This window comes from Sphingopyxis sp., assembly GCF_035250425.1.
Lineage (GTDB): Bacteria > Pseudomonadota > Alphaproteobacteria > Sphingomonadales > Sphingomonadaceae > Sphingopyxis.
Genome location: NZ_DATFFD010000095.1, coordinates 19200 through 44467, shown reverse-complemented (window position 1 = coordinate 44467; position 25268 = coordinate 19200). Strand labels below are relative to the sequence as shown.

23 protein-coding genes are annotated in these 25268 nt (G+C 64.8%); 8 read left to right on the top strand and 15 right to left on the bottom strand.

The genetic code is table 11. The features are described 5' to 3' along the window. Positions 1-42: 42 nt before the first annotated feature. Positions 43-1608, top strand: coding sequence for a long-chain-fatty-acid--CoA ligase (locus tag VJ811_RS05730; protein ID WP_324071309.1), 1566 nt, complete (start codon positions 43-45; stop codon positions 1606-1608). Positions 1609-2130: 522 nt separating this feature from the next. Here VJ811_RS05730 and VJ811_RS05725 read toward each other — a convergent pair. From VJ811_RS05725 to VJ811_RS05695, 7 genes are read right to left on the bottom strand one after another with little or no spacing between them, the layout of a single operon-like run. Continuing rightward, positions 2131-2724 (bottom strand): VOC family protein, encoded by a 594-nt coding sequence (locus tag VJ811_RS05725; RefSeq protein WP_324071308.1) that lies wholly within the window; start codon positions 2722-2724, stop codon positions 2131-2133. Positions 2725-2742: 18 nt separating this feature from the next. Beyond that, positions 2743-3360, bottom strand: coding sequence for a glutathione S-transferase (locus VJ811_RS05720; protein WP_324071307.1), 618 nt, complete (start codon positions 3358-3360; stop codon positions 2743-2745). A 47-nt stretch (positions 3361-3407) separates the two neighbouring features. Continuing rightward, a complete protein-coding gene (locus tag VJ811_RS05715) occupies positions 3408-4322 on the bottom strand; it encodes an SMP-30/gluconolactonase/LRE family protein (RefSeq protein ID WP_324071306.1) in 915 nt (304 codons plus the stop codon). Further along, on the bottom strand, positions 4319-4966 hold the full coding sequence (locus tag VJ811_RS05710; protein WP_324071305.1) for a carboxymuconolactone decarboxylase family protein: 648 nt from the start codon (positions 4964-4966) through the stop codon (positions 4319-4321). Before VJ811_RS05710 ends, VJ811_RS05715 begins: the two co-directional genes overlap by 4 nt. Positions 4967-4976: 10 nt before the next feature. Next, positions 4977-5372 (bottom strand): nuclear transport factor 2 family protein, encoded by a 396-nt coding sequence (locus tag VJ811_RS05705; RefSeq protein ID WP_324071304.1) that lies wholly within the window; start codon positions 5370-5372, stop codon positions 4977-4979. Between the two features lie 10 nt (positions 5373-5382). Continuing rightward, complete coding sequence (locus tag VJ811_RS05700) at positions 5383-6270, bottom strand: SDR family NAD(P)-dependent oxidoreductase (protein WP_324071303.1); 888 nt, start codon at positions 6268-6270, stop codon at positions 5383-5385. After that, a complete protein-coding gene (locus tag VJ811_RS05695) occupies positions 6267-7562 on the bottom strand; it encodes an MFS transporter (protein WP_324071302.1) in 1296 nt (431 codons plus the stop codon). The genes VJ811_RS05700 and VJ811_RS05695 overlap by 4 nt, the downstream gene beginning before the upstream one ends. A 69-nt stretch (positions 7563-7631) precedes the next feature. Here VJ811_RS05695 and VJ811_RS05690 point away from each other — a divergent pair, with 69 nt between their 5' ends. Further along, positions 7632-8438, top strand: coding sequence for an SDR family oxidoreductase (locus VJ811_RS05690; RefSeq protein WP_324071301.1), 807 nt, complete (start codon positions 7632-7634; stop codon positions 8436-8438). A 31-nt stretch (positions 8439-8469) separates the two neighbouring features. Here VJ811_RS05690 and VJ811_RS05685 read toward each other — a convergent pair whose 3' ends face one another. Further along, positions 8470-9180 (bottom strand): glutathione S-transferase N-terminal domain-containing protein, encoded by a 711-nt coding sequence (locus tag VJ811_RS05685; RefSeq protein WP_324071300.1) that lies wholly within the window; start codon positions 9178-9180, stop codon positions 8470-8472. 98 nt (positions 9181-9278) lie between these two features. Continuing rightward, positions 9279-11543: a TonB-dependent receptor gene (locus VJ811_RS05680; protein WP_324071299.1), complete on the bottom strand. Its 2265-nt coding sequence runs from the start codon at positions 11541-11543 to the stop codon at positions 9279-9281. Positions 11544-11664: 121 nt separating this feature from the next. Here VJ811_RS05680 and VJ811_RS05675 point away from each other — a divergent pair, with 121 nt between their 5' ends. Both VJ811_RS05675 and VJ811_RS05670 read left to right on the top strand, forming a co-directional pair. Further along, complete coding sequence (locus VJ811_RS05675; RefSeq protein WP_324071298.1) at positions 11665-12171, top strand: DUF3237 domain-containing protein; 507 nt, start codon at positions 11665-11667, stop codon at positions 12169-12171. Position 12172: 1 nt separating this feature from the next. Further along, positions 12173-12898, top strand: a complete 726-nt coding sequence (locus VJ811_RS05670) for a glutathione binding-like protein (protein WP_324071297.1) — start codon at positions 12173-12175, stop codon at positions 12896-12898. Between the two features lie 204 nt (positions 12899-13102). On the opposite strand, the gene VJ811_RS05665 is transcribed toward VJ811_RS05670, so the two are convergent. Both VJ811_RS05665 and VJ811_RS05660 read right to left on the bottom strand, forming a co-directional pair. Continuing rightward, positions 13103-13807, bottom strand: coding sequence for a glutathione S-transferase family protein (locus VJ811_RS05665; protein WP_324071296.1), 705 nt, complete (start codon positions 13805-13807; stop codon positions 13103-13105). Positions 13808-13811: 4 nt separating this feature from the next. After that, positions 13812-14975, bottom strand: a complete 1164-nt coding sequence (locus tag VJ811_RS05660) for a CoA transferase (RefSeq protein WP_324071295.1) — start codon at positions 14973-14975, stop codon at positions 13812-13814. A gap of 118 nt (positions 14976-15093) precedes the next feature. Between VJ811_RS05660 and VJ811_RS05655 the strand changes: the two genes are divergently transcribed. Continuing rightward, entirely contained in the window at positions 15094-15996 is a 903-nt protein-coding gene (locus VJ811_RS05655) for a hydroxymethylglutaryl-CoA lyase (RefSeq protein WP_324071294.1), read from the top strand. Here VJ811_RS05655 and VJ811_RS05650 read toward each other — a convergent pair. After that, positions 15993-16904, bottom strand: a complete 912-nt coding sequence (locus VJ811_RS05650; protein WP_324071293.1) for a DMT family transporter — start codon at positions 16902-16904, stop codon at positions 15993-15995. The two genes, VJ811_RS05655 and VJ811_RS05650, sit on opposite strands and share 4 nt — an antisense overlap. A gap of 207 nt (positions 16905-17111) precedes the next feature. Here VJ811_RS05650 and VJ811_RS05645 point away from each other — a divergent pair, with 207 nt between their 5' ends. After that, positions 17112-18134 (top strand): acyl-CoA dehydrogenase family protein, encoded by a 1023-nt coding sequence (locus tag VJ811_RS05645; RefSeq protein WP_324071292.1) that lies wholly within the window; start codon positions 17112-17114, stop codon positions 18132-18134. On the opposite strand, the gene VJ811_RS05640 is transcribed toward VJ811_RS05645, so the two are convergent. Next, positions 18131-19261 (bottom strand): acyl-CoA dehydrogenase family protein, encoded by a 1131-nt coding sequence (locus tag VJ811_RS05640; protein ID WP_324071291.1) that lies wholly within the window; start codon positions 19259-19261, stop codon positions 18131-18133. The genes VJ811_RS05645 and VJ811_RS05640 overlap by 4 nt on opposite strands. A gap of 49 nt (positions 19262-19310) precedes the next feature. Continuing rightward, the gene (locus VJ811_RS05635; protein ID WP_324071290.1) at positions 19311-20057 is read right to left on the bottom strand and encodes a helix-turn-helix transcriptional regulator; all 747 of its coding nucleotides are present in this window, start codon (positions 20055-20057) and stop codon (positions 19311-19313) included. Between the two features lie 151 nt (positions 20058-20208). On the opposite strand from VJ811_RS05635, the gene VJ811_RS05630 reads away from it, so the two are divergent. Both VJ811_RS05630 and VJ811_RS05625 read left to right on the top strand, forming a co-directional pair. Beyond that, positions 20209-22650, top strand: a complete 2442-nt coding sequence (locus VJ811_RS05630; protein WP_324071289.1) for a TonB-dependent receptor — start codon at positions 20209-20211, stop codon at positions 22648-22650. Between the two features lie 14 nt (positions 22651-22664). Next, entirely contained in the window at positions 22665-23561 is an 897-nt protein-coding gene (locus tag VJ811_RS05625) for an oxygenase MpaB family protein (RefSeq protein WP_324071288.1), read from the top strand. Here VJ811_RS05625 and VJ811_RS05620 read toward each other — a convergent pair. Then, positions 23558-25255 carry a D-aminoacylase gene (locus VJ811_RS05620; protein ID WP_324071287.1) on the bottom strand — a complete coding sequence of 566 codons (1698 nt, stop codon included), beginning with the start codon at positions 25253-25255 and terminating at the stop codon, positions 23558-23560. The genes VJ811_RS05625 and VJ811_RS05620 overlap by 4 nt on opposite strands. Between the last annotated feature and the right edge of the window lie 13 nt (positions 25256-25268).

Here is a 25268-nt window from a genome sequence, read left to right as displayed (position 1 = left end):
ATTCTATCTAATTCAAGTCGAAACGACGGTTGGGAGAGCAAAATGATCGATCTGGAGGCCATCCGGACGCTGGCGGATATTCCGGCGGCGCAGGCGCGCGTGCGGGGGCAGGCGACCGCGGTGAAATTCGGGGAGCGCGAGATGAGTTTTGCCGAACTCGATGCGCGGTCGAACCGCGTCGGACACGCGCTGATCGCGGCGGGTGTCGCGCCGGGCGACCGCGTCTCTGCGCTGACCAAGAACCATGACAGCTGGTATCCGCTCTTCTTCGGCACCGCGCGCGCCCGCGCCTGTTTCGCGCCGATCAACTGCCGCCTCGCGCCCGCCGAGATCGGCTTCATCCTCGGTGATGCCGGGCCGAAACTGCTGTTCGTCGGCGAGGATTTCTTCGACTGCGCGCTCGCGGCGATTGCCGACCTGGCGACACCCCCGAGGCTGATCGCGCTCTATGGTGAACATCCCGCGTTCGAGCCGTTCGATGCGTGGCTTGGCGAGGCGTCCGCTGCGGTGCTCGCCGATCCGCCGCAACTCGGCGACGATGTGCTCCAGCTTTATACCAGCGGTACGACCGGCCTGCCCAAGGGCGTGGTGCTCACCAATGCCAATTACCGCACCTTCCTCGAGGCCGCGACCGAGGTCGACGGCTTTGCGTATGGCGAGGACGAAACGGTGATGATCGTCATGCCGCTGTTCCACGTCGCGGGCACGAACGTCAGCTTTTCGGGGCTCGCGCAGGGCGGGCGGCTGGCGCTCGTCAAGGATTTCACCGCGGCCGACGCGGTGCGCATGATGCGCGAGGAAAATGTCGCGCACGCCTTCCTCGCGCCGGCGATGATCCAGATGATGCTGCTCCAGCCCGACGCGAACAATGGTGCCTATCCCGCGCTCAAGTCGATCGCTTATGGCGCGTCACCGATCGCCGAGGATGTGCTGCGCCGCGCGCGCGCGATCTTCGGCTGCGACTTCGTGCAATTTTACGGGATGACCGAGTCGGCCGGCGGCGGCTCCTATCTCTCGCCGAGTGCGCATGATTTGCCGGGCAAGCTCACCTCGTGCGGCAAGCCCTGGCCGGGCGCCGCGATGGCGATCCTGGGCGGCGATGGGCGTGAGCTCGGCGAGGGCGAGATCGGCGAGATCGCGATCCGCGGCGGTATCGTAATGAAGGAATATTGGAACCGCGCCGCGGCGACCGAAGAGACGCTCGCGGGCGGCTGGCTCCACACTGGCGACGTCGGCTATCGCGACGCCGACGGATTCTACTACGTCCATGACCGGATCAAGGACATGATCGTCTCGGGCGGCGAGAATGTCTATCCGGCCGAGGTGGAAAGCGCGATCATGGGCTGCCCCGGCGTTGCGGACGTCGCGGTGATCGGCGTGCCTGACGACAAATGGGGCGAAAGCGTGAAGGCGCTGATCGTGCCCGCGGCGGGGGCGACACTCGACCCGGCCAATGTCATTGCCTGGGCGCGGACACGGATCGCGGCGTACAAGATCCCCAAGAGTGTCGAGTTTATCGAAGCGCTGCCGCGCAACCCGTCGGGCAAGGTGCTCCGCCGCGAATTGCGCGCGCCCTATTGGGAAGGGCGCGACAGGGCGGTGGGGTAGTTGGTTCGCTTGGCAGGGCCGGTGTGAGAAGGCCGGCTTTGGGGAGTCAGGCCTTCTTTCATCATCCCGGGCCGGATCCGGGATCCGGTCGGCGCAAGGGCCGCGCGATATCTCAAAGTTCAGGAAAGTTCAGCCAGCCCCATGCGCGCCCCGATTTGGACCTTGCGGCGTGCGGGACGCGCCCGGCCCGCCCCGCCGTGATCGCACCGGCAAGCCAGGCAGCGATCGCTTTGTATCCAACAAATGAAAGAGCCGGACGAAGGCTGGCACAGCCGGATAATGTAGGAAAGGCCTATTTGAAGGCGAGGCCTGCTTTGGGGTGGTGAGCTGCCGTCGCCTCACTTTCCTTCGTCATCCCGGACTTGATCCGGGTCCACGACGACGGCGCAGCCATGGATCGGATGACGATGAAAGGAAGGTCCATAACCGGTCGCACGCGGCCGCTCGCGAGCCTCCGCGCAAAAAAAGAACCCGGCCGAAGGCCGGGTTCAGGAGGAGTTCCCAGTGTGTTTTTGGGAATGTCTATTCGGCGGGCACCGGGTTGCGGCCGGTGATGAAGCCTTCGCGCTTGGTGCCGTCGGCCTGTACCGGATCGTGCGCGACGTCGCTTTCGTCGAAGGTCTTCGTCCACGCCGCGAATTCCAGACAGACGCCGTCGGGATCGAAGAAATAGACCGAGCGGACATAGACGTCGTCGTTCATTTCGGGCGACGACTGGGTCGGCGAATTGTCGTGGTTCAGGATCGGGGTGACCTCGACGCCCTTGTCGACCAGCCGCTGGTAATATTCGTCGAATTTTTCGGCGCGAACATTGATCGCGATATGATTCATCGATCCGTGCGCCGACATGAAATTGCCCCGTGTCGGCAGCGCCTCGGGCGCCGAGATGCCGGGGACCGCTTCGGGCGCGTTCGGAAACCAGAAGAAGGCGAGGCTGTCGCCATTGCCGATGTCGAAAAAGAAATGCTGGCCGCGCCCGCCCGGCAGGTCGAGCGTCTTGACCAGCGGCATGCCGAGGGTGTCGCGGTAAAATTCGACCGTCCGTGCCATGTCCTTGCACACGAGCGCCAAGTGGTTGACCCCGCAGAATTCGAATTCGCTATTTGCTGCAGCCATGATCCGTCTCCTTATGGTTCAATTTGCGTTGACGCTGGGGCGGCTTTTCATCCGCTCGTACCAGCGCACGATGTTGGTGAAGGCGGGATCGATCGGCTGGCCGACCGTCGCGCCGAAATCGAGAAATGCGAACAGCATGATATCGGCGAGGCCGAACGCGTCACCCGCGATAAATTCGCGCCCCGCGATTTGCGTGTCGAGCCATTCGATCCCATCCTGTGCGGTGGCTTTCAGCCCCGTCGCGGCTTCGGGCAGGCAGCGTAGCCGCGACTCGAACAAGGGCAGACCCTCGGCAAAGCGGAAGCCGTTGGTGAGCGGCTCGCAAATCTTGAGGTCGACGCGGCGTGTCCACATGCGCGTCGCTGCGCGCTCTTCGGGCGTCGATCCGATCAGCGTCGGCTCGGAAAAACGCTCGTCGAGATATTCGCAGATCGCGGTAACTTCGCAGACGAAACTGCCGTCGTCGAGTTCGAGCGCGGGCGTCTGCCCAGCGGGGTTCACATCGACATTATAAGGTGCGCGCCGGTTCTCGCCGCCGCGCAGGTCGACGCTGACCTCGGGGATCTCGATACCCTTTTCGGCCATGAACAGCTTCACGACGCGCGGGTTGGGGCCGACGCTATTATAGAATTTCATCCTGTCCTCTCCCGATCCTCTTACCATCTTGCGGCTTAATCGTCAATTTAGTTGACGATTAAGCCGGGGCGCGGCCAACGGACGCGATACAGCATCCCCGTGGTCGACGCCGTAATATAAGCATCGCGCCGGTCGGCGCCGCCAAAGGCGATGTTGGTGACCCCGACATCGGGCAACGGCACGAACTCCGAGCCCCCGCCGTCGGGGTCGAAAATCGTGATCCCGCCCTCGACCATCGTACCGGCGCAGATGCGCCCGCTTTCCTCGATCGCCATGCTGTCGAGCAGGCGAAAGGCGGGCGGGGTGCCGACGAAGCGGCCGGGTGCCCACGGCGGCGGCGGCGCGAGTTCGCCGGGCGCGACAACCTCCATCGCCCAGACACGCGCGGTCATCGTCTCGCTGGCGTAGAGCGTCTTGCCGTCGGGCGAGAGGCCGATGCCATTTGGTCCCATCATGTCGGCGCGCTGGCGGCTGATGTGCGATCCGTCGGCGGCGGCGTGGTAGATCGCGCCATGATCGCGGCCGGTGTCGCGGACCTGGCCATGATCGGTGAACCAGAAACCGCCCTCGGCATCGAACACGATATCGTTCGGCCCCTTGAGCCGCTCGCCTTCGAAGCTGTCGTAAAGCGTCGTCACGGCGCCGGTGGTCAGGTCGACGCGCTGGATCGACCCGCACGCCTCGGCATGCGCGGCGTGGCCGGGGAACAGCAGGCTGCCCGCCTCGATCCATTCGAAGCCGCCATTGTTGCACACATAGGCCGCGCCGTCGGGCCCGATCGCGACGCCATTGGGTCCGCCGCCGAGTTCGGCGACGACCCACAGGCTGCCGTCGGCGAGGACGCGCGTCAGCGTCCCGCGCGCGATCTCGACGAGCAGCACCGACCCGTCGGCCATCGGCACCGGGCCTTCGGGAAAGCGCAGCCCCGTCGTGACGACTTCGGGCGCGCCGAAGCCGCTCATCCGTTGGCTGGCCGCGGGGCGCTGAGGAAGTCGGCGGCGTTGAAGCCTTCGGGCGCCGCGACCTCGACGATCGGATCCTCGCGCGCGTCAAATTCCATGCGCAGCGCGCGGGTGATCACCGCGTGCATATCATAGAGGCAGGTGATGTAGGTGAATTCGAAAATCTGCTCGTCGTTCCAGAAAGTCTTGAGCTTGTCGAACACTTCGAGCGGCACGCGCCCGCCCGCCTGCGCGAGGCAGTCGGCATAGGCGAGCACGGTGCGCTCCTGCTCGTCATAGCAATCGGCAACCTGCCAGTGCGCGATGGCGGCAATCTTCTCCTCGCTGACGCCAAGACCGCGGAGCGACTTGCAATGCTGCGAGAAAACGAACTGGCTGCCCTTGACCCAGCCCGCGCGCGTCTGGCCAAGCTCGCGCAGCACCGGGTCGATCGTACGTGCAGGATTGCGGTACACCGCGAAGCCTTTCACCGCATGTTCGAAGATGTCGGGCGACAGTGCAAACACCGTCCACCAGTCGCCGGGCGTGCCCGTCGCGGTGCCGGGCTCGGCGACCGGGTCGCGATCACCGAACAGGCGGTTGTAATAGGCGAGAACCGTCTCGTCGGTGACTTCGGACCGGGGAACCTGGCGCAGGACGGGCATGGCTAACTCCTCAGACGTTCGCGAATTTGCGGAATTCGGCGACATGCGCGCTGTCGAAATATTCGTCGAGGCGGGTGATCTTGCCATTCTCGACCTGGCAGATGATCGCGCAGGGCAGGCGGACTTCGCCCTCGTCATGGACGCGCTTACCCTTCAGAACATGCTGCTGGACGAAGCCGCCGGGGAAAGTGGTCAACCGGCGGTCGGCATATTCGCGGTCCTTGATCCGCGCGACCATGCCGGTCAGCGTCTGTGCGGTCTGCGCCGGCGTCACGATCGCCTCGTCGGTGTTGTGCCAGATCTCGGCGTTGGGCGTGAAGCTGCCCTGCATTGTTTCGATGTCGCCCGCCTCGATCGCGTCGAAAAAGCGCTGCGCCATTGCGCGGATGTCGTCCTGCTCTGCCATGATGCTCTCCTTATGCTTTGGCGCCGAACATGCGGCCGCCATTGGCCGCGATCAGCCCGTCGATATCGTCGCCCTTGTACGCCGGATCGGCGGAGGGGCCGAAGGACGACAGCATATCCTGCGTCACCAGTTCGGCCATCGCCTTCCATTCGGGGTGGGTGAAGATCCAATATTCGCCCGCCTCGATCGCCTGCACCACGCGCGTGCCTATCTTGTCGGGCGACATGCCGCCCGCGAGCACGCCTTGCATCGCCTGGCTTGTCGCCGCCGCCTTTCCGACTTCGACCTCGACCGGGCGAAGATCACGCGTCGTCTCGACGATCCGCGTCGCCGACATGCCGGGCATCAGCACCGAAATATCGACGCAGGTTCCGGCGAGCTCGTTGCGCAGCGCCATCGCGATGCCGAGCGTCGCATATTTGGAGCTGATATAGGCGACCGAGATCGGCGGCGGCACGATCGCGACCATCGAGCTCGTGATGACGAGGTGCGACGCCTCGCCGCTCGCCTTCATGTCGCCGAGGAAGGTGCGGCAGGCATAGAGATGCGCGTGGGCGTTGACGGCATAGTTCCAGCGCCAGACGTCGGTGTCATATTGCTCGAACGGGCCCGAACCGCCGCCGACCCCGGCGTTGCTGAAGAGGATGCGCACGGGTCCGAAGGTTCGCGCCTGTTCGCCAGCCACGGCCCAGCTGTCCTCGCTGGTGACGTCGAGCTGGAGACCGAGGGCGTTGGCGCCGTCGCTGCGCAAGGTCGCGGCGGCTTCCTCGACGCGGTCGGCGTCGATGTCGGCGAGGATTATCGACGCGCCCTTTGCGGCCAGCGCCTTTGCGGTCGCAAAGCCAAGCCCGCTCGCGCCGCCGGTGACGAAGGCGGTCTTGCCCGCGACATCGGTCATTCGGCGAAATCCTTTTCAAGATAGCGCGTCATGCGGAACTGCGCGATGCCTGCGGCGGCGGCGAAGGGCATCAGCGCCATCAACGCCCAGCGCAGGCTGTCGACGCCATGCGTATCCTTCAGCGCGTCGCTGACGATCCCGGCGAACAGCGGGCCGAGCCCGAGGCCGACGATGTTGAACATCAGCATCAGCACCGCGGCGGCGGTCGCGCGGCTGCGCGGCGGGGTGAGGTTCTGCACCAGCGCGAGCGCCGGGGCGACATAGGCGGTACACGCCGCCATCGGGATCAGCATCAGTGCGAGCGAGAGCTGCCATGTGTCGACGAGCAGCGCGGCGATGAAGGTCGGGATCAGCACCGCGGTCGCGAGCGCGGGGATGGTGCCATAGGCGCGCGCCGAAGTTTTGGCGCGGTGGCTGACGAGCCAGCCGCCGCCGAGGATACCGATGCCGAAAGTGATGCCCGCGGCGGGCGCGAACCAGGTCGCCATCGCCTCCAATGGCATTTTCTGCGTGCGCATCAGAAAGGCGGGAATCCAGTTGAGCATGCCATAGCTGACGAAGGCGGCCAGCCCGCTGCCGATCATCACCATGCGCAGCGACGGGCGGCGGATGAACATCGCCAGGCTCTGGCTGAACGGCACGACCTCGTCGGCGGGTTTGTGCAGGTCCATCTGGCCGCGCGCCGGTTCGCGCACCAGCCAGATGAGCAGCGGCGCGACGAGGATGCCGACAAGGCCAATAACGAGGAAGGCGTTACGCCAGCCGATATTCGCGGCCGCCCACGCGCCGAAAGCTGCGCCGACGAAGACGCCGAAAGGGCCGTTGAGCGTGAAGATGCCGATCGCCAGCGGGCGCTGCGCGGGCGGATAAAGGTCGGCGATGACTGAAAGCGACGGCGCGGTGCCGCCCGCTTCGCCCGCGCCGACGCCGAAGCGCATCAGCGAGAGTTGCCAGAAATTCGATGCGAAGCCGCACGCTGCGGTAAAGCCGCTCCACACGACGCACGCGATGCCGATCAGCTTCACGCGGTTCCAGCGGTCGGCGATCATCGCGACGGGAACCCCCATGGCGGCATAGAAGAGCGCGAAGGCGAGGCCGGTGAGCAGCCCGAACTGCGTGTCGCTGAAATCCATTTCGGCGCGGATCGGTTCGACGAGCACCGACAAAAGCTGACGGTCGACGAAGTTGATCGTGCCGACCACGAACAGCATCGCGAGCGCGACGTTGCGGCGCACGGCGAGGCCGCGGTCGGACGCTATGGCGCCTCCATCGAGGGCAGTCGCCTCTGTCATCACACTCTCCAAAAACGCACGAGTCTTCCCGTTGCAAAAATACTTAGATATTTAAGTTTATCTGTCAATGTGCTTTACGATAACGGCAAGGCCGACGGGAGAGAAGAGATGGATATCAACGGCAAGAGCGCCATTGTGACGGGCTCGGCGGGCGGCATCGGCCGCGCGACCGCGGTGATGCTCGCCAGCCGCGGCGCAGCAAAGGTCGCGCTCGTCGACGTCAACAAAGCGGGGCTCGCCGAGACCGCGCGGCTGGTCGAGGCGGAGGGGGCACGGGCGAGCGTCCACACCCTCGACCTGTCGGACATTCCCGCGACCGAAGCGTGGTTCCGCGCGCATGGCGACGTCGACATCCTGCACAACAATGCCGGGGTCGTGTCGGGCCTGCCGCAATTTCCCGACGTCGATGCCGCGCGCATCCGCTGGATCATCGACGTCAACATCACCTCGCTCGTCGCGGCGACGCAGATTGCGGTGCAGGCGATGCGAGCGCGCGGCGGCGGGGTGATCGTCAACACCGTGTCGACCGTCGCGCTCGGCACCGGATTTTACGACGCGATGTATGCGACGACCAAAGCGGCGGTGATGATGTTCACGCGTTGCTGCGCGCCGTTGAAGGACGAATGCAGCGTCCGTGTCGTGGGCATGTTGCCGGGGCTGGTCGACACGCCGATCCTCGATACGACGGGCGCGGGCGGCAAGTCCGAATGGATGGAGGCGGTACTCGCGAACAATGAGGCGTGCCGGCCGGAGGATATCGCCGGGGGCGTCATGGCGCTGATCGAGGACGACAGCCTCGCGGGCGGCGACTGGGTCGCGGTGCGGCGGCTGAACGGCCAAGTCGAATATCAATGGGGGCACGCCGATACGGTGTAATCTCCTCCCGCAAGCGGGAGGGGAGAAATGGTCACCGCCTCGGCGCTTCCAGCATATTCTTCCCGAACAAGTTCGACCATTGTTCCTCGGTCAGTACCGGGCGCGCGCTCGACAGGTTCGCGGCGTTCTTGACGCCGGTTCCCGCCATCACGGCGGGGCGCTCGCCGATGCGTGCGAACCAGTCGGCGACCGCGGGATAGTCATCGAGCGTCAGTCCGATCGCGCGGATTGCGCGCGTCCATGGCCATGCCGCGATGTCGGCAATGCTATATTCTTCAGCAAGATAATCGGCCTCGTTCAGACGGCCGTTGAGGACGTGGAGCAGGCGCAGCGTCTCGTTGCGATAGCGCTCGACCGGATAACTCTGCCCCTCGGGCGCATAGCGGATGAAATGATGCGCCTGTCCCTGCATTGGGCCGAAGCTCGCCATCTGCCACATCAGCCATTGCTGCGCCTGCGATCGGCGACGCGGACTTTCGGGGAGCAACTGGCCACTCTTTTCGGCCAGATAGAGCAGGATCGCGCCGCTCTCGAATATGGGCAAGGGCGCTCCGCCGCCGATCGGATCATGATCGACGATCGCGGGCAGGCGGCCGTTGGGATTGATGCGCCGATATTCGGGGGTCAAATGATCGCCCTCGAGCATGTTCATCGCGAGCAGCTGATGCGGCAACCCGACTTCTTCGAGCATGATCGACACTTTGTGGCCGTTCGGCGTGGGCGTGAAATAGACGTCGATCATCGCGCTTCACCCCTTACACAGGTCACGACCGCGATCGCCGCTTCCCCCGTCGAGGAAAGCTTCGATCGCGGCCGATCCCTGGGACATCATATTCGAACCTAGAACTTGATCCCGGCCTCGACCGAAATATTGCGCGTGGGTTCGAGATAGAGGATCGCGCGCGGCGCCGCGGTGATCGGGGCGGGCAGGTTGAACGCGCTGCCGACCGTCTTTTCGTTGGTCAGATTCTTGCCGACGAGCGCGACGTGCCAGCGGTCGTCCTGATCGGCGAGCTGGACGCGAAGGTCGAGCTTCGCATAGCCGCCCTGGACACCGAAGATCGGGCTCTGGTTGTCCGAGTTGAAATATTTCGACCGCGCCGACGCGACGCCGGTGATGTCGAACTTCAGGTCGCTCGACAGGTCGAACCGTGCATGTGCCGTCACGCTTCCCGTATATTTCGACGAATAGGCAACAGGGTAACCGGCAAGGTTATTGTTCGCGACGTGGTTCGGTTTCGTCCGATCGGTCTCTGCGGGATTGCAAACCGACAGCGGCTGGCTGGCGAGACAGGCCGCGCCCGGATAATTGTCATATTTGATATCCGAATAGGCGGCCGACGCGCTGATGTCGAAATTGGGGCTCGGGAAGATGCTGAGCGATCCTTCGAGCCCCTTCGACGTCGCCGCGGCGGCATTACCGGTCAGATAGCTCGAGATTGCGGGCTGATACACCGAAACCTGCAGGTCCTTGAACTTCGTGTGATAGGCCGAAAGGTTCGCGACGACCTTGCCGTCGAACAGCGTCGACTTGATGCCGGCCTCGAAATTCTCCGACTGCTCGGGTTTGAAGGTGAAGGTCTCGCTTTTCGTGCCGAGCGTATTCGAGACGAAGCCGCCCGATTTCGACCCGCGACCCCATGTCGCATAGACCATGATGCGCGGCGCGATGTCATATTGCAGCGTCACCGACGGATCGACATTGCCTTCGCTGATCGAGCCCGTGGCACTCGAGATCGGGCGCAGCGCGAAGGGGCCGTAGACGAGCCGCGATGCGAAATCGCCGTCCTTCTTGGTGTGGCTATAGCGGAGGCTGCCGATCGCGCGGAACGCGTCGCTGATATTGAACGTCGCCTGGCCAAAGACCGACCAGGATTCGGCCTTTTGCCGGAAGATGCTGTCGATGCGGCCGAAATAGTTGAGCGCCGCGATGTTGAAGCCCTGAAATTGCTCCAGCGTGTAATCGGACTTGTCGTAATAGGCACCCGCGATGAATTCGAAGGTCTTGCCGGTCGGCGACAGGATGCGGATTTCCTGCGAAATCTGGTCGAAGCGTTCGGGGAAGGCGTTGTAGACCGAGTTGGCGGTAACCGCGCCGCCGCTGTTCGGGATCGTCTGGTCGAAGCCGTTGACGATCTTCGACTTGAACCAGCTGTAGCCGGTGACCGAGGTCAGCGTGAAGTCGCCGAGCGCGAGATTGCCGACGCCCGAGACCATCACCGACTTATTCTTGTTGCCTTCGTCACCGAGCGCCGAGCGTTCGAGATAGCGCGTCGTTTGCGGATCCTGGCCGCTGGTCAGCGGGCTCGACACGGTGATGCCGCCGATGACCGTCCGCTTTCCATATTCGACCTTCGCCGTGTAATCGAAATTGTCCGACGGTTCCCATTTGAGCGTCAGGCGCAGCAGCTGCGACTTGATTTCGGGATCGTCATGATCGGTCGCGCGGTTATAGATATAACCGTCCTGATTGACGATCTTGTACGCGAAGCGCGCGCCGAGCGTGTCGCTGATCGGACCCGACAGATAGCCCGAGAAATCGGTGCCCTTATGGTCGAAGTTATAGAGGCCCGTGATCGCGCCTTCGAAATCCTTGGTCGGACCGGCCGACACGACGCTGACCGCGCCCGCCGCGGTGTTCTTGCCGAACAGCGCGCCCTGCGGACCGCGCAGCACTTCGACGCGCGCGAGGTCGAAGAAGGGCGCCTGCGCCTGCCGGTTGCGGCCGGCGTAGATGCCGTCGACATAGAGCGAGACCGACTGGTCGAAAGCGAAGTTCGCCGGCGGCGAACCGAAGCCGCGGATATAGATGACGTCGTTGCCCGCGGTCGACTGGACGAACACGTTCGGCGTGTAGTTCATCACCGCCTTGATATCGCTGGTGTTGAATTCGGCGAGCTTGGCGCCGCTCACGACTTCCATCGAAATCGGCACGTTCTGCAGATTCTGTTCGCGCTTTTGGGCGGTGACGATGATTTCGTTTGCGTTGCTGTCGTCGACGTCCGCCGTGTCGGCGGGGGCTGCCTGCGCCATCGCTGGTGCGGCATTGGCAAGCATCGCGATCGCCGCCACGCCGGACAGCAGGAACTGGTTATGCGCCTTCATCTTCACCCTCCCATAGAGCTTGTGTCGCGGTCCCGGAAAGCCTTCCGATCCGTCAATCTGATTGACCCTTAGTATACTAATGGTTTTATGCTTGTCCATAGGCAGGAAGAGGATTCGCATCATGAACGAAGAAAATAGGCAAACGGCACCGGTCGCATTGGCGACGCGTCATCTGTGCACCGTCGAGTTCGAGGTCGGGGGCGGGATCATCGGCATCGGCGCGTCGCCCTTCGGCGATCAGCGGCTCGGCTATATCAGCGGCGGCCGATTTTTCGGGCCGCGCATCAATGGCATAGTGTTGCCGGGCGGTGGCAACTGGTCGCGCGGCGGGCGGCTTGGCGACGATGCTTCGGTCGGCACGTTCGACGCGCGCGCGGTGTGGCAGACCGACGACGGCGACCTCATCTATCTGAGCTATACCGGACGCAACATCATTCCCGACGATGTGCGTGCGACCTTCGCCGATCCGGCTGTCCCCGACGCCGACGCGTCGCGATACTATCTGCGAATCGCGCCGGTGTTCGAAACCGCGAGCGCGAAATATGGCTGGCTCAATGGCGTGCTGGCGGTGGGCGTCGGCGAGCGCACCGATTTCGGCGTGCGCCATGTGATCCACGAGGTGCTGTGAGATGATCGACCTTCATTATTCGGCGACGCCGAACGGGCAGAAGATCGCGATCATGCTCGAGGAAACCGGCGAGCCTTATCGCGTCATTCCGTATGATATTTTCGACGGCGACCAGCTGACCGCCGCGTTCGGACGGATCAACCCGAATCACAAACTGCCGGCGATCGTCGATCAGAATCCGGCAGGCGGAGGTGACCCGATCATCATATTCGAGTCGGGCGCGATCCTGCAATATCTCGCCGAGAAGAGCGGGCGCTTCCTGCCCGCGTCGGGCGCAGCACGCGCGGCCACGCTGTCGTGGCTAACCTGGCAGGTCGCAGGTCTCGGACCGATGGGCGGGCAGGCGAGCCATTTCCTGCGCTATGCCCCGGCGGGACAGGATTATGCGGTCGAACGCTATACGAAGGAATTGAAGCGCCTGCTGACCGTGCTCGAAAAGCGGCTGGAGAAGAGCGCCTATGTCGCGGGTGACGATTATAGCATTGCCGACATGGCAATCTGGCCAGGCCGGGCGTCGGCGTTCGTCATGGGCATGGGGCTCGACGAATGGCCCGCGATGCACGCATGGTTCGAACGGATCCGCGAGCGCCCGGCTGTCGCGCGGGCGATGGCGCGCGAAGATCTGAAGGCGCCGGCGAAATATATCGGGCGACACCAAAAGCTCGACGACAAGCAATGGTCGAACATGTTCGGCGACGCCAACCATGCGGCAGTGAAGGGTGATTGAAGCCAAGGGATCGGCCGAGCGTTTGCTTTCGACCGGAGGCGGACGCCCCGCTTCTAATACCTCGTCATTCCCGCGAAAGCGGGAACCCAGGGCAGGTCAGCCGACGGACGCTCTGGGTTCCCGCCTTCGCGGGGATGACGAAGATGGGTGATGGCAGCTCACCGCCCCATAGCCGTCAACCGCTTGCCCGCTTTGCCGACCGTCTCAGCGCTTCGCGTGCTGACGGTCGCCCCACAGGATCGCGCGATGCTCGTCGGTGAAGCCGGTGAGGCCGCCCTCGATCGTCTCGGCGCGCGCGACGCCGACCGTCATCCCTTCGGCGACCGCCGGGCGTTCGAGCATCGCCGCGCCCCAGCGATCGACATTCGGGAAGCGCCCGGCCTTTTCGATCAGCTGACGCCGCAGATAGGGCAGGGTCGCCATGTCGGCGATCGTATAATCCTCGCCCGCGAGCCAGGGGGCGTCGCCGAGGCGCTTGTCGATCACCATCATCAGCCGGTCGACCTCGCGGCTGTAGCGGGTGATCGCATATTCATGCCGATCCTTCGCGTAGTGCGTGAAATGCGCTTCCTGCCCGAACATCGGGCCGACGCCCGACACCTGGAACATCAGCCATTGCCAGCAGATCGCGCGCTTCACCGGATCGGCGGGCAGGAAACGCCCGCTCTTTTCGGCGAGATAGAGCAGGATCGCGCCGGTTTCCCAAAGCACGAAGCCCGGCCCTTCGGGACCGTCGTCGTCGACGATCACCGGCGTCTTGTTGTTCGGGTTGAGCGCGAGGAACTCGGGGGTGAGCTGGTCGCCCGCGAGAATGTCGATATATTCGAGCCGCCATTCGAGCTCCATTTCGAGGAGCGCGATCGCGATCTTGCGCGCATTGGGGGTGGGGCCGCCATAGAGCGTGATCATCGCGTCAGGCCTCCCGTCCGAGCCAGCGTTTCAGCACGTCGGCGCTATCCTGCCCGACCGTCAGCGGGGCCGGGCGGCGGACGCTGCCCGGTGTCGCCGACAGTTTCGGAAACACGCCCTGCATCGTGACCTCGCCAAATTCCTTATCGGCAACCGTCACCAATGCATCGCGCGCGGCGAAATGCGGGTCGCTCATCATGTCCTCGGCATCGAAGACGCGGCCGGCGGGAACTCCCGCCTCGACCATCTTCGCTTCGAGTTCGGCGATCGTCAGTGCGCTCGTCCATTCGCCGATCAGCGCGTCGAGCTCCTCCTGCCGCATCCCGCGCGCGCGGTGCGTCGCATAACGCTCGTCGCTGGCGAGTTCAGGCTGGCCCATCGCGGCGGCAAGGCGCGCGAAGACGCCGTCCTGATTGGCGCCGATCAGATATTCGCCATCCTTGCACGGATAGACGTTCGACGGCGCGATCGCGGGCAGGGTCGATCCGGTGCGGCGGCGCTTGGTGCCGCTCGCCGAATAGTCGGACACGGTCGATTCCATCACCTGCAGCACCGCTTCATAGAGCGCGGAATCGACGATCTGGCCTTCGCCCGTCTTGCTGCGATGGTGAAGCGCCGCGAGCGCGCCCATGCAGCCATAGGTCGCGGCGAGCGTGTCGCCGATCGATACCCCCATGCGCGCGGGCGGCAGGTCGGGATAGCCGACGATGCCGCGCCAGCCGCCCATCGCCTCGCCGATGCCGCCGAAACCCGCGCGTGCGGAGTAGGGGCCGGTTTGACCGTAACCCGACACGCGCACGACGATCAGTCCGGGGTTGGTCTTGCGCAATTCGGCGGGGTCGAGGTTCCATTTCTCGAGCGTGCCCGGACGGAAATTTTCGATCAGTATGTCGGCCTTGGCGATCAGCTCGCGCGCGAGCGCCTGACCTTCTTCCGAGCGCAGGTCGACCGCGACCGAATATTTGTTGCGCGCGATCACGCGCCACCAACTCGGTTTGTCGCCCTGGCCCCAGTTGCGCATCTGGTCGCCGGTCCCCGGCGATTCGAGCTTGACGATCTCGGCGCCCATGTCGCCGAGGAGCTGGCCGCAGAAGGGACCGGCGATCAGCTGCCCCATCTCGACCACCCTGATGCCTTCCAGCGCGCCCCCGCTGCCCGTCTCGCTCATATCGTTCCTTTCGCGGCCGACTCTGGTAAGACGACCTGCCTCGCCCATGGTCTTTGTATACTTAGAATGCTATGTAATTTTCAACCTGCTAAATGACTCGGGATAATCGGGACGCAAGATGTTGAAAAATCATGCTGTGGAACTGGTCGAGGTCGGCCCGCGCGACGGGCTGCAAAATGAAGCGGCGATCGTTTCGACCGCCGACAAGCTGGCGCTGATCCGCCGTGCGATCGATTATGGTGTCCGCCGTATCGAGGTGACGAGCTTCGTCAACCCGAAGAAGGTGCCGCAGCTCGCCGACGCCGAGGAGCTGGTGGCGATGCTGCCGGGGCGCGACGATGTGACCTATATCGGGCTCGTGCTCAATCGCCGCGGCGCCGAGCGCGCGCTGGCGACTGGGCGCATCGACGAATTGGGTGCGGTGTGCGTGACGAGCGACAGTTTCGGCATCCGCAATCAGGGGCAGAGTTCGGACGAATCGCTCGCAGCCGCGATGGAGATCGTCGCGCTGGCGAAGGCCGCCGGACGCGGCGGACAGATCACGATCGCGACCGCCTTTGGCTGTCCGTTCGAGGGCCACGTCGCGATCGACCGCGTCGTCGAGATGGCGAAGCGCGCCGCCGACGCGAACCCGCGCGAAATAGCACTCGCCGATACGATCGGCGTCGGTGTGCCCGCGCAGGTTTCCGAGATGGTGGGACTCGTGCGCGAAGCGGTCGGCGACCTGCCGGTGCGCGTCCATTTCCATAATACACGCGGCACCGGCATCGCGAATGTCTGGGCGGCGGTGAACGAAGGCGCGGCCACCGTCGACGCCTCGCTCGGCGGGCTCGGCGGTTGTCCCTTCGCACCCGGGGCGGCGGGCAATGTCGCGACGGAGGATGTGATCTACATGCTCGAAAAGAGCGGCGTCGAAACGGGTATCACGCTGCCGCAGGTCGTCGAGGCGGCCGGATGGCTTACGGGCGTGATGGGCCGTCCGCTCCCGGCGATGGTCAGCAAGGCGCCCGCCTTTCCCTAAAAGGTCGCGAGCAGCGCCATCGCCACGCCGGCGACGACGAGCAGCAGCCCGACGATCTCGTGCCAGCGCACCGGCTCGCGCAGATAGAAATGCGCGAAGCCGATCGTAAAGACGACCTCGACCTGTCCGACGATGCGCACCAACGCCGCGGGCGCCGCCGCGAAGCCGATATACCAGCATGCCGAACCGAGCGCCGACAGCAGCCCGACCTGGCTCGAATTGCGCCACGTCCGGAAGACCGAGCGAAGCGTGTCCCGATCACGCAGCGCGACCCATAGAAGGTGCAGTCCGGTCTGGATCGCCATCACGACCACGAGGGTGACGAGCGCCGATCCGATCAGGTCGACGCCATCGAGTTCGGCAGTTGCGAGCTTCACCGCAATCGCCGCGAGTGCGAACATCGCCCCCGCACCCAGCCCGCAAAGCGCGGCAGGCTGACCCAGCGCCCGCCATATCTCGCGCGCCGAAACCCCGCGTCCCGCCAGCGCGAGCACCAGCACGCCCACCACCCCCGCAACGATCCCGATCCATGCGAGCAGCGGCAGCCGCTCGCCGAGGAACAGCGCCGTGACGAGCGCCGCCTGCACCGCCTCGGTCTTCGAAAAGGCGGTGCCGACGACGAAGCCGCGATGCCCGAACGCCATGATCAGCAGGATCGTCCCCGCCATCTGCGTGACCGCGCCCGCGAGGGCGAAGCCCGCGAAAGCGGTCCCGAACGCGGGGACCGCTTCGTGCCCGATCGTCAGCCAGATCGCGGCGAAGGCGAGGGCGAAGGGCAGGCCATAGAGATAGCGCACCAGCCCCGCGCCGCTGACACTGAGCTCGGCGCGAAGCCGCTGCTGGAGCGCGGTGCGCCACGCCTGGAACAGGCCGCCGAACAGCGAGGCGGGAAGCCAGATCGGATTCATGCCGCTCGCCGCCCGTGCATCTTATCTTCGACTCGTATCGCCCTGTGCATGCGGCGCCATGCAATAGTTTTAATACTAAGTATACGGCGTGCGCCGATGCTGCCCGACCTGTTACGCCAATCAGCTAGACCCGCGGCGCGGCAAGTTGCAGGACAGGTGCGGGAGAGCAAATGACGCACATATATATAGCCGGGCCGGCGACCTGACATGGCCGAACTCGACCTGCCGCTTTCGGATGAGCAACAGATGCTGCGCGATAGCATCCAGCGCTTCCTCGCCGACAATGCGCGGCCCAGCTGGCGCGAGCTTTCGGAGTCGCTCGGGCTAGCCGGGATCGCGCTTCCCGAAAGCGTTGGCGGTTTTGGCGGCGGTCCGATCGATATTGCCGTCGTCATGGCCGAGCTGGGGCCGGCACTCGCGGGCGCCGACTGGCTTTCGCACGTCGCGGCGACGGCGTTGCTGGCGCGGGTCGTACCCGATCATCCGGCGCTGGCTGATCTCGCGGTGGGCCGCCGCCGTATCGCCATCGTCTGCACGGCTTCGACCGCGGCGATGCCCGTCGTCGATGGCGAGCTGGCTCGCGGCAGCGCGGCACTGGTTGCAGGGGCGGCCGAAGCCGATTTGCTCCTCCTCGCGAGCGACGAGGCGTTGCTGCTCATCCCCGCCGATGGCGACAAGGTCGAACAGCGGCATCGCATCATGCACGACGGCAGCGTCTCGGCAGACCTTGCCTTCACGCTCAAGCCCGGCGACACCACTTTGCTCGCGAGCGGTGACGCCGCGCGGCTGTGGGCCGACTATGCGAACGACCTGATCCTTGCGGCGCGCTGCGCCGAAGCGGCCGGCCTGATGCGGCGAATGATTGCCGACAGCATCGATTATCTCGGCCAGCGCAAGCAGTTCGGCACGGCGATCGGCCGCTTCCAGTCGCTGCGTCACCGCGCCGCCGACATGCAACTCGCGGCGATGAAGGCGACGGCGCTGACCGAGGAAGCGATCCTCGCGGTCGATCGGGATCGCGCCGACCGCGCACAGGCGGTCAGCGCCGCCTGCATCGAGGTCGGCGACGCGGTGCGCCGCGTCGGCGAGAGCGCGGTGCAGATTCACGGCGCGATGGGGCTGACCGAAGAGCTCAGCCTCGGCGGCCATTTCAAGCGCGCGCTCGCGATTGCGGCGGCATTCGGTCCGCGCGCCGGTCATCTTGCCCGCTTTGCCGAGGCGGCTGCCTAACCGAGCATCGTCCTTGCGATCAGGTCGCGCTGGATCTCGTTCGATCCTGCGTAAATGGTCGCCGCGCGGTCGTTGAGATAGCGTGGCACCGCGACCGCGAGGTCGGCGGGCGTCTGCCCGTCGGCGTCGGCCCACGCGGCGTGGCCCGCGATTTCGCACGCAAGCGTGTCGATACGCTGCGCGGTTTCGGTGCCCAGTATCTTGAGCGCCGAGGCATAGAGCGCCGGGCTGCCGCCAACGCCGCGCATGGCCTTCATCTCGAGCGCCTGCAGCGCCTTCAGCGTCACCGCCTCGCGGTCGAGCTGCGCGCGCAGCACCGGGTCGATGTCATCGCGGGCGCGCAGCCGTTCGAGCCGTCCGATCAGTCCCGGCGCATATTTGCCGCCGCGCTCGAAGGTCAGCAGATGTTTCGCGACCGACCAGCCCTCATTCTCGCCGCCCAGCCGGTTTGCCTGCGGGACGCGGACGTCGTCGAAGAACACCTGATTGAACTCATGATCGCCCGCGAGCGTACGGATCGGCTCGACTATGATCCCCGGCGTCGCCATGTCGAGCAGCAGGAAGCTGATCCCCGCCTGCGGCTTGCCTTCGTTCGATGTGCGGACGAGCGCGAACATGCGGTTGGCGAAATGCGCGTGCGTCGTCCAGATCTTCGACCCGTTGAGAATATAGTCGCTACCGTCCGCGGTCGCGCGCAGTTGCAGCGCAGCAAGGTCGGACCCCGCGCCGGGCTCCGAAAAGCCCTGGCACCAATAATCCTCGCCCGACAGGATGCGCGGCAGATAATGGGCGCGCTGTTCGGGGCTGCCATAATGCATGATCACCGGCGCGACCATCTTCAACCCCATCGGCGCGAGGTTGGGCGCGCCGGCGCGCGCGCATTCGGCGGCGAAGATATAGCGTTCGATTTCGCTCCAGCCGGGGCCGCCAAATTCGGCGGGCCAATCGGGCGCTGCCCAGCCATGCGCGTGCAGGATACGCTGCCAGGGCAACGACACGTCGGGGTCGATAAAGACGCTCGTCGCGCGTGCGGCGCCCCGGCGGATGTCGTCGGTCAAATTCGCGGTCAGGAAGGCGAGAACCTCATCGCGAAAGGCGGCGAGCGCCGGGTCATTCAGCATGTCCATGCCCCGGACTTGTAGGTCGCGGTAAGGCGGAGCCAAGCTGGCACCTGCATCAGGCGGCGCGCGCGCCGACGAAGCCGAGTCCCGCGGCGATCTGGATCGACTGCGCGCGCCCGGTCGCGCCGAGCTTTGCCGCCGCGTTGCGCAGGTGGAACCGCACGGTCGATACCGACAGCGTCAGGATGATCCCGATCTCGCCATCGGTCTTGCCCGCCGCCGCCCAGCGCAGGCACTGGACCTCGCGGCGGGTCAGCGTCTGCGGCACGGTGGCGTTGCGCGGGCGGTCGCGTGCTTCATTGTGCGTCGCGACGAGTTTGAGCGCGAGATTATGCAAGTCGCCGGCGTGTTTTGTGAACAGTGCTTCGACCCCGACGGGTTCGCGCGAGCACCAGAAGACCGCGCCGACCAGTCCGCGCGGCAGGTGGACCGGCGCGATGATCGCCTCGCCGAAATTGGGGGTATTGCGGGCCTGCGAACAGTCGACCGCTTCGAGCAAATGGGTTGCGCGCCAAGTGCCGAGGCGGCCGTCGCTATAGTAAAAGGGCTCGGCGACGAGCCGCGCCGCGGTCAAAAAAGCGAGTTGCAGCGCCAACTTGCGATCGCGCCAATAGGCATAGCTGGGGTCGACCCAGTGAAAGCTGGTTTCGGCATAGGGGCGGCCCTCCTCGTCGCTCATCGGCTCGGGGTCGCCAAGATCGGCCTGCGCCGCGACGAAGGGCAGGCCGATCGCGTCGCCCGCTGCCTGCACCGCCGCGATCAGCGCGGGCATTTTTGCCCAGCATTCGCGCTGATGATCCATGCTCCGCTTTTCCCTCCGCTATCCTGACACAGGTGTCAGCTTGTCCGGCCGGCCGCAATTCTATGTTCTGGCACGGTCCGGCTTCGCGCGACGCTCGCACAAAGACGAGCCCGGCGACAAGCTGTTTGAGGGAGGATGAGTGATGAAGGCAATGCGTATTTTCTTGGGCGCGGGTTCCGCGATGGGTCTCGCCCTGACTGTGCCGGCGTTCGCCGCCGAGGAAGCGCCGGCCGATGCAGTCGCGGCCGAAGGCGACATCATCGTCACCGCGCAGCGCCGCGCCGAATCGATGAACGACGTCGGCATGGCGATCCAGGCGGTCGATGGCGCGACGCTCGAAAATCTGCGCGTCACCGACATGCGCGACCTCACCACCGTGGCGCCGAGCTTCACCGTTTCGCAAAGCTATCAGGGCGTGCCGACCTATACGCTGCGCGGGATCGGCTTCAACACCATCAACCTCTCCTCGACCTCGACCGTCGGTACTTACGTCGACGAAGTCGCCTATGCCTATCCGATCATGAACACCGGCCCGGTGATGGATCTCGAGCGCGTCGAGGTGCTCAAGGGTCCGCAGGGCACGCTCTATGGCCGCAACACCACCGCCGGCCTGATCAACTTCATCACTGCCAAGCCGACCGACAGCTTCGAGGGCAGCATCAAGGCCGATCTCGGCAATTATCAGACGTACAATATCGGCGGCCATATCTCGGGTCCGCTCGGCGAAGGCATCGCCGCGCGCATCGCGTTTCGCAGCGAGAATAGCGATAAGGGCTGGCAGGTCAGCAATACCCGCGACGAACGGCTTGGCGAGGTCGAGAAATTGGGTGTCCGAGGCGCGCTCGCGATCGATCCGGCGCCGGGCACGCATTTCGACCTGTCGGTGACGTGGTGGCGCAACAGGTCGGATACCGTTGCGGGGCAGGGGATCGGTTTTACCCCGGCGACCAACCCCGTCGGCGGCACCAGCAACTCGCGCTTTTTCAACGCACCGGGGCTCGCGACCTACCTCGCGAACAATTTCCCGACCAAGGCGAGCCAAGCCGACTGGGCGCCCGAGGCGAACCGTTCGGCCGATATCGGCACCGGACTCGGCCTCGACGGCCCGCTCGCCGAGGATAATCGTTTCTGGGGGCTGAAGCTGCGCTGGGATCAGGATCTGGGCGATACAATGAAGCTCGTTTCGCTCACCAGCTATAACGACTTCAAGCGCAACGCGCTCTCGGACTGGAGCGGTGCACCGTTCGAAATCTTGCTCCAGAACACCGTCGGGCGGATCAAGAGCTTTGCGCAGGAATTGCATGTCGAGGGCGAGGCGGGCGCGGTGAACTGGCTCGTCGGGGGCTATTATGCGAACGACCGCATCATCGATTCCAACCGGACCTTGCTCGGACAGAATGCGAACGTCGGGCTGATCCGTGCCGCCGGCGCGCCGCTGCTCGCGAGCCCGATCTTCAACTCGGGCGGCTACACACCACTGCAGCTCAGCCAAGCCTTCCGCACCTATGAGGATTTCGGGCGCATCCGCACGAAGACGTGGAGTGTATTTGCCAACGCCGACGCCGAATTGACCGACCAGCTCAAGCTCACGGTCGGGGTGCGCTATACCGAGGACAAGCAGCGCTACAACGGCTGTTCGCGCGACTTCAATGGCAATATGCTGCCCAACGTCAATGTCGTGAACCGCGCGCTCTACCTGCAAACCTATGGCGTGCTCGCGCCGCCGATTTCGCAGGGTCAGTGCAACACCTTCGACCCCGCGACGGGCACGTTCGGCGAGGTCCAGTCGCTACTCAAGGAAGACAATGTCGCGTGGCGCGTCGCGCTCGACTGGTCGCCGAACGACGACACCTTGCTCTACGCCTCGGTGTCGCGCGGTTATAAATCAGGGACGACGCCGATCAACGCCGCGAACCTCGCGCGCCAGAATGCGCCGGTGAAGCAGGAAAAGCTGACCGCCTATGAAGTGGGCGTGAAGGCGACGCTCGCCGACCGCGCGGTGCAGGCTAATCTTTCGGCCTTCTATTATGATTATCGCGACAAGCAGATCAGCACCTATTTCGCCGATCCGATCTATACCGCACTGTCGAGGCTGGATAACGTGCCCGACAGCGAGGCTTACGGGGTGGAGGGCGAGCTGACGATCCGCCCGGCGACGGGGCTGACGATCGCCGCCAACGCGCTGTATCTAAAGACGCGGATCAACGACTACAACGGCACCAATGCGGCGGGGCAGCCGCAGAATTTCGACGGCGCCGAATTCATCTACAGCCCCAAATTCCAGGGCAGCCTGACGCTCGCCTATGACAGGCTGGTCAGCGATACGGTCAACCTGACGGGTGCGGTCAGCGCGCGTTACCAGAGCAAGTCGAACACGATCTTCGAGGATCTCGATCTCTACAAGGTCGACGCCTATGGCACGGTCAACGCCAGCCTCGGCCTGAAGGACGAAAGCGGCTGGTCTGTGTCGCTATGGGCGAAAAACCTCTTCGACAAATATTATTGGTCGGCGGTCGCCAGCAATGCCAATGTTGTTGTGCGTTTCGCCAACCAGCCGCGAACCTATGGCCTGACTTTGGGTTATGATTTCTGAAGGAGGCAGTCAGCGTGGTGCGCCCGCCGATGCAGAGTGAATATCTGGGGACGGCGATCGATTTCGCCGCGCCCGTCGGCGAGCCCGCATTGCTCGCGCCCGACAGCGTCCAGTGGCGCGTCTACAAGAACCCGATCGCGCTGGGCATCGGCGGCATCGCCGCGGTGCTGCTCGAATTCGCCGAGCCGCGAATCCGGTCTGGGGTATGGGACCATTCGACCTACAAGGCCGACCCTATCGGCCGCTCGCGCCGCACCGGGCTGGTCGCGATGCTCGCCTGTTATGGTCCGGCGAGCAGCGCGAAGGCCGTCATCGGACAGGTGAACCGCCTGCATGGTAAGGTGAAGGGCGAAACCCCCGACGGCGGCAAATATCGCGCGCTCGATCCCGTGCTGCTCGACTGGGTCGCGGCGACCGCATCCTACGGTTTCCTGATGGCCTATGACCGCTTCGTCCACCGGGTCAGCGACGCCGACAAGGACCGCTTCATGGCCGATGGCGACGCGATCGGGCGCGAGTTCGGTGCGCGGCATACGCCGCCGACGGTCGCCGCCTTCATGGATATGATGGACGAGCTCGAACCGCGCTTCGAACCGCACCCGATCATCTTCGAATTTCTCGATATTATCCAGTCGGGCCGCGCCGCCCCGGGTGTGCCGCGCTTCCTCCACCGTGCGATCGCGCGCGCGTCGGTGTCGCTGCTTCCGGGGCATATCCGGCGTAAGCTCGATCTCGGCCCGCGTTATGATCTGACGCGGCTCGACCGCACCGCGCTGCGGCTCGCCGGACGGCTCGCCGACCGGCATGTCGACCGCGCGGCGCCGCATTGTCAGGCGAGCGTCCGGCTCGGTCTGCCGCATGATTTCCTGTTCAAATCACCCGCCGAACAGCGGCGCCTGCTCGCCGCCTAGCTGCAGCGATTAAAGCCCGCGCCGCGCACGGCGCGCCCCGGGGTCGCGCCGCTATGCTCGCCGTTCAGCAACACGCCGACGCCATTGACGAATACATCGCGCATCCCGACCGAATATTGGTGTGGTTTTTCGAAGGTCGATCGATCACCGATCGTCGCCGGATCAAAGACGACTACGTCGGCATAATAGCCGGGCTTGAGCGCCCCGCGATCCTTGATGCCCAGGTTGGTCGCGGGCAGGGTGGTGAGCCGATACACCGCCTGTTCGAGCGGGATCAGCTTCTCGTCGCGCACGTAACGCCCGAGCAGCCGCGCGAAATTGCCATAGGTGCGCGGGTGCGAGCCCGATTTCAGGAACACGCCCTCGGTCGCTTGCGACGCGGCATCCGAGCCAAAGCTCATCCACGGCAGCTGGACCTGCTTGCGGACATTATCCTCGGACATCAGGAAATAGACGGTGCCGACGCGCGAGCCGTCCTCGGCGACGAGGTCCATCGCGGTTTCCTCGGGCGATTTGCCGCGCATCGCGGCGACCTCGGCGAGCGTCTTGCCGGTCAGCGGTTTCAGCGCGTCATTCTTGAACCCCGACAGGATCATCTTGTCGGCGCCCGCGCCGAAATAGAGATTTTCCCAGTCACTGCCCGGCTGCTTCATCTCGGCGGCGACGCGCGCGCGGATCGCGGGATCCTTCAGCCGCTTGATCCATTCTTCGAGCCCGCCCGCCTGCACCCACGTCGGCATCGCGGCATCGAGCCCGGTCGCGCCCGCGGTATAGGTGTACATGTCGGTCGTGATCTTCAGCCCTTCGGCGCGCGCGTCCTCGATCTTCTTCACGATCGTATCGAGCTTGCCCCAGTTGCCGCGCCCCGCCATCTTGAGGTGATAGATTTCGGCCGGCGCGCCCGAGCGGCGCGAAATGTCGATCAGTTCGTCGACGGCTTCCTCGATGCGGTCGCCTTCGGAGCGTATGTGGCTGATATACATCCCGCCGCATTTCGCGGCCTCGCTGGTCAGTGCGACCAGCTCGTCGGTCTCGGCATAGGAGCCCGGCGCATAGATGATCGAGCTGCCGACCCCCATCGCGCCATCGTTCATCGCCTGCTTCACCAGCGCGCGCATACGGCCGAGCTGTTCGGGCGTCGGGTCGACATCGCCTTCGCCCAGCTCGTGGACGCGCACCGTCGCGGCGCCGACGAAGCTCGCGACATTGGTCGAAACGCCGCGCTTTTCCAGATAGGAGAGATAGTCGCCGAGGCTGGTCCACTCGATCGGATATTTGATGTCGCCCTGCCGTTCGGTTTCCAGGGTCTTCATCGTGGCGTTCATCGGCCCCATCGACCAGCCTTCGCCCATGACCTCCAGCGTGACGCCCTGCCTTATGTCGCTCTGGCTCTTGGGATCGGCGATCAGCGACTCGGTCGCCCAGCTCAGCATGTTGATGAAGCCGGGCGCGACCGCCATGCCCTTGGCCGCAACCTCGGTCTTCGCGGTGCCGTCGACCTTGCCCACCGCGACGATGCGGTCGTCCTTGATCGCGACGTCACCGACGACCGGCGGCTTGCCCGATCCGTCGTAGATCGTCCCGCCGCGGATGATCAGGTCGTAGGCAGGCGTCTTCGCGGCGACCGATGCCGACAGCAGCATCGAACTGCACAGCAGCATCAGGGAAGGGGCGAACGACCGACGCAATGCCATCTGTTTCTCCGCG

Coding starts and splice junctions, on each gene's coding strand:
- VJ811_RS05730 (WP_324071309.1), top strand. CDS start 43: ATGATCGATCTGGAGGCCATCCGGACGCTGGCGGATATTCCGGCGGCG.
- VJ811_RS05725 (WP_324071308.1), bottom strand. CDS start 2,724: ATGGCTGCAGCAAATAGCGAATTCGAATTCTGCGGGGTCAACCACTTG.
- VJ811_RS05720 (WP_324071307.1), bottom strand. CDS start 3,360: ATGAAATTCTATAATAGCGTCGGCCCCAACCCGCGCGTCGTGAAGCTG.
- VJ811_RS05715 (WP_324071306.1), bottom strand. CDS start 4,322: ATGAGCGGCTTCGGCGCGCCCGAAGTCGTCACGACGGGGCTGCGCTTT.
- VJ811_RS05710 (WP_324071305.1), bottom strand. CDS start 4,966: ATGCCCGTCCTGCGCCAGGTTCCCCGGTCCGAAGTCACCGACGAGACG.
- VJ811_RS05705 (WP_324071304.1), bottom strand. CDS start 5,372: ATGGCAGAGCAGGACGACATCCGCGCAATGGCGCAGCGCTTTTTCGAC.
- VJ811_RS05700 (WP_324071303.1), bottom strand. CDS start 6,270: ATGACCGATGTCGCGGGCAAGACCGCCTTCGTCACCGGCGGCGCGAGC.
- VJ811_RS05695 (WP_324071302.1), bottom strand. CDS start 7,562: ATGACAGAGGCGACTGCCCTCGATGGAGGCGCCATAGCGTCCGACCGC.
- VJ811_RS05685 (WP_324071300.1), bottom strand. CDS start 9,180: ATGATCGACGTCTATTTCACGCCCACGCCGAACGGCCACAAAGTGTCG.
- VJ811_RS05680 (WP_324071299.1), bottom strand. CDS start 11,543: ATGAAGGCGCATAACCAGTTCCTGCTGTCCGGCGTGGCGGCGATCGCG.
- VJ811_RS05675 (WP_324071298.1), top strand. CDS start 11,665: ATGAACGAAGAAAATAGGCAAACGGCACCGGTCGCATTGGCGACGCGT.
- VJ811_RS05670 (WP_324071297.1), top strand. CDS start 12,173: ATGATCGACCTTCATTATTCGGCGACGCCGAACGGGCAGAAGATCGCG.
- VJ811_RS05665 (WP_324071296.1), bottom strand. CDS start 13,807: ATGATCACGCTCTATGGCGGCCCCACCCCCAATGCGCGCAAGATCGCG.
- VJ811_RS05660 (WP_324071295.1), bottom strand. CDS start 14,975: ATGAGCGAGACGGGCAGCGGGGGCGCGCTGGAAGGCATCAGGGTGGTC.
- VJ811_RS05655 (WP_324071294.1), top strand. CDS start 15,094: ATGTTGAAAAATCATGCTGTGGAACTGGTCGAGGTCGGCCCGCGCGAC.
- VJ811_RS05650 (WP_324071293.1), bottom strand. CDS start 16,904: ATGAATCCGATCTGGCTTCCCGCCTCGCTGTTCGGCGGCCTGTTCCAG.
- VJ811_RS05645 (WP_324071292.1), top strand. CDS start 17,112: ATGGCCGAACTCGACCTGCCGCTTTCGGATGAGCAACAGATGCTGCGC.
- VJ811_RS05640 (WP_324071291.1), bottom strand. CDS start 19,261: ATGGACATGCTGAATGACCCGGCGCTCGCCGCCTTTCGCGATGAGGTT.
- VJ811_RS05635 (WP_324071290.1), bottom strand. CDS start 20,057: ATGGATCATCAGCGCGAATGCTGGGCAAAAATGCCCGCGCTGATCGCG.
- VJ811_RS05630 (WP_324071289.1), top strand. CDS start 20,209: ATGCGTATTTTCTTGGGCGCGGGTTCCGCGATGGGTCTCGCCCTGACT.
- VJ811_RS05620 (WP_324071287.1), bottom strand. CDS start 25,255: ATGGCATTGCGTCGGTCGTTCGCCCCTTCCCTGATGCTGCTGTGCAGT.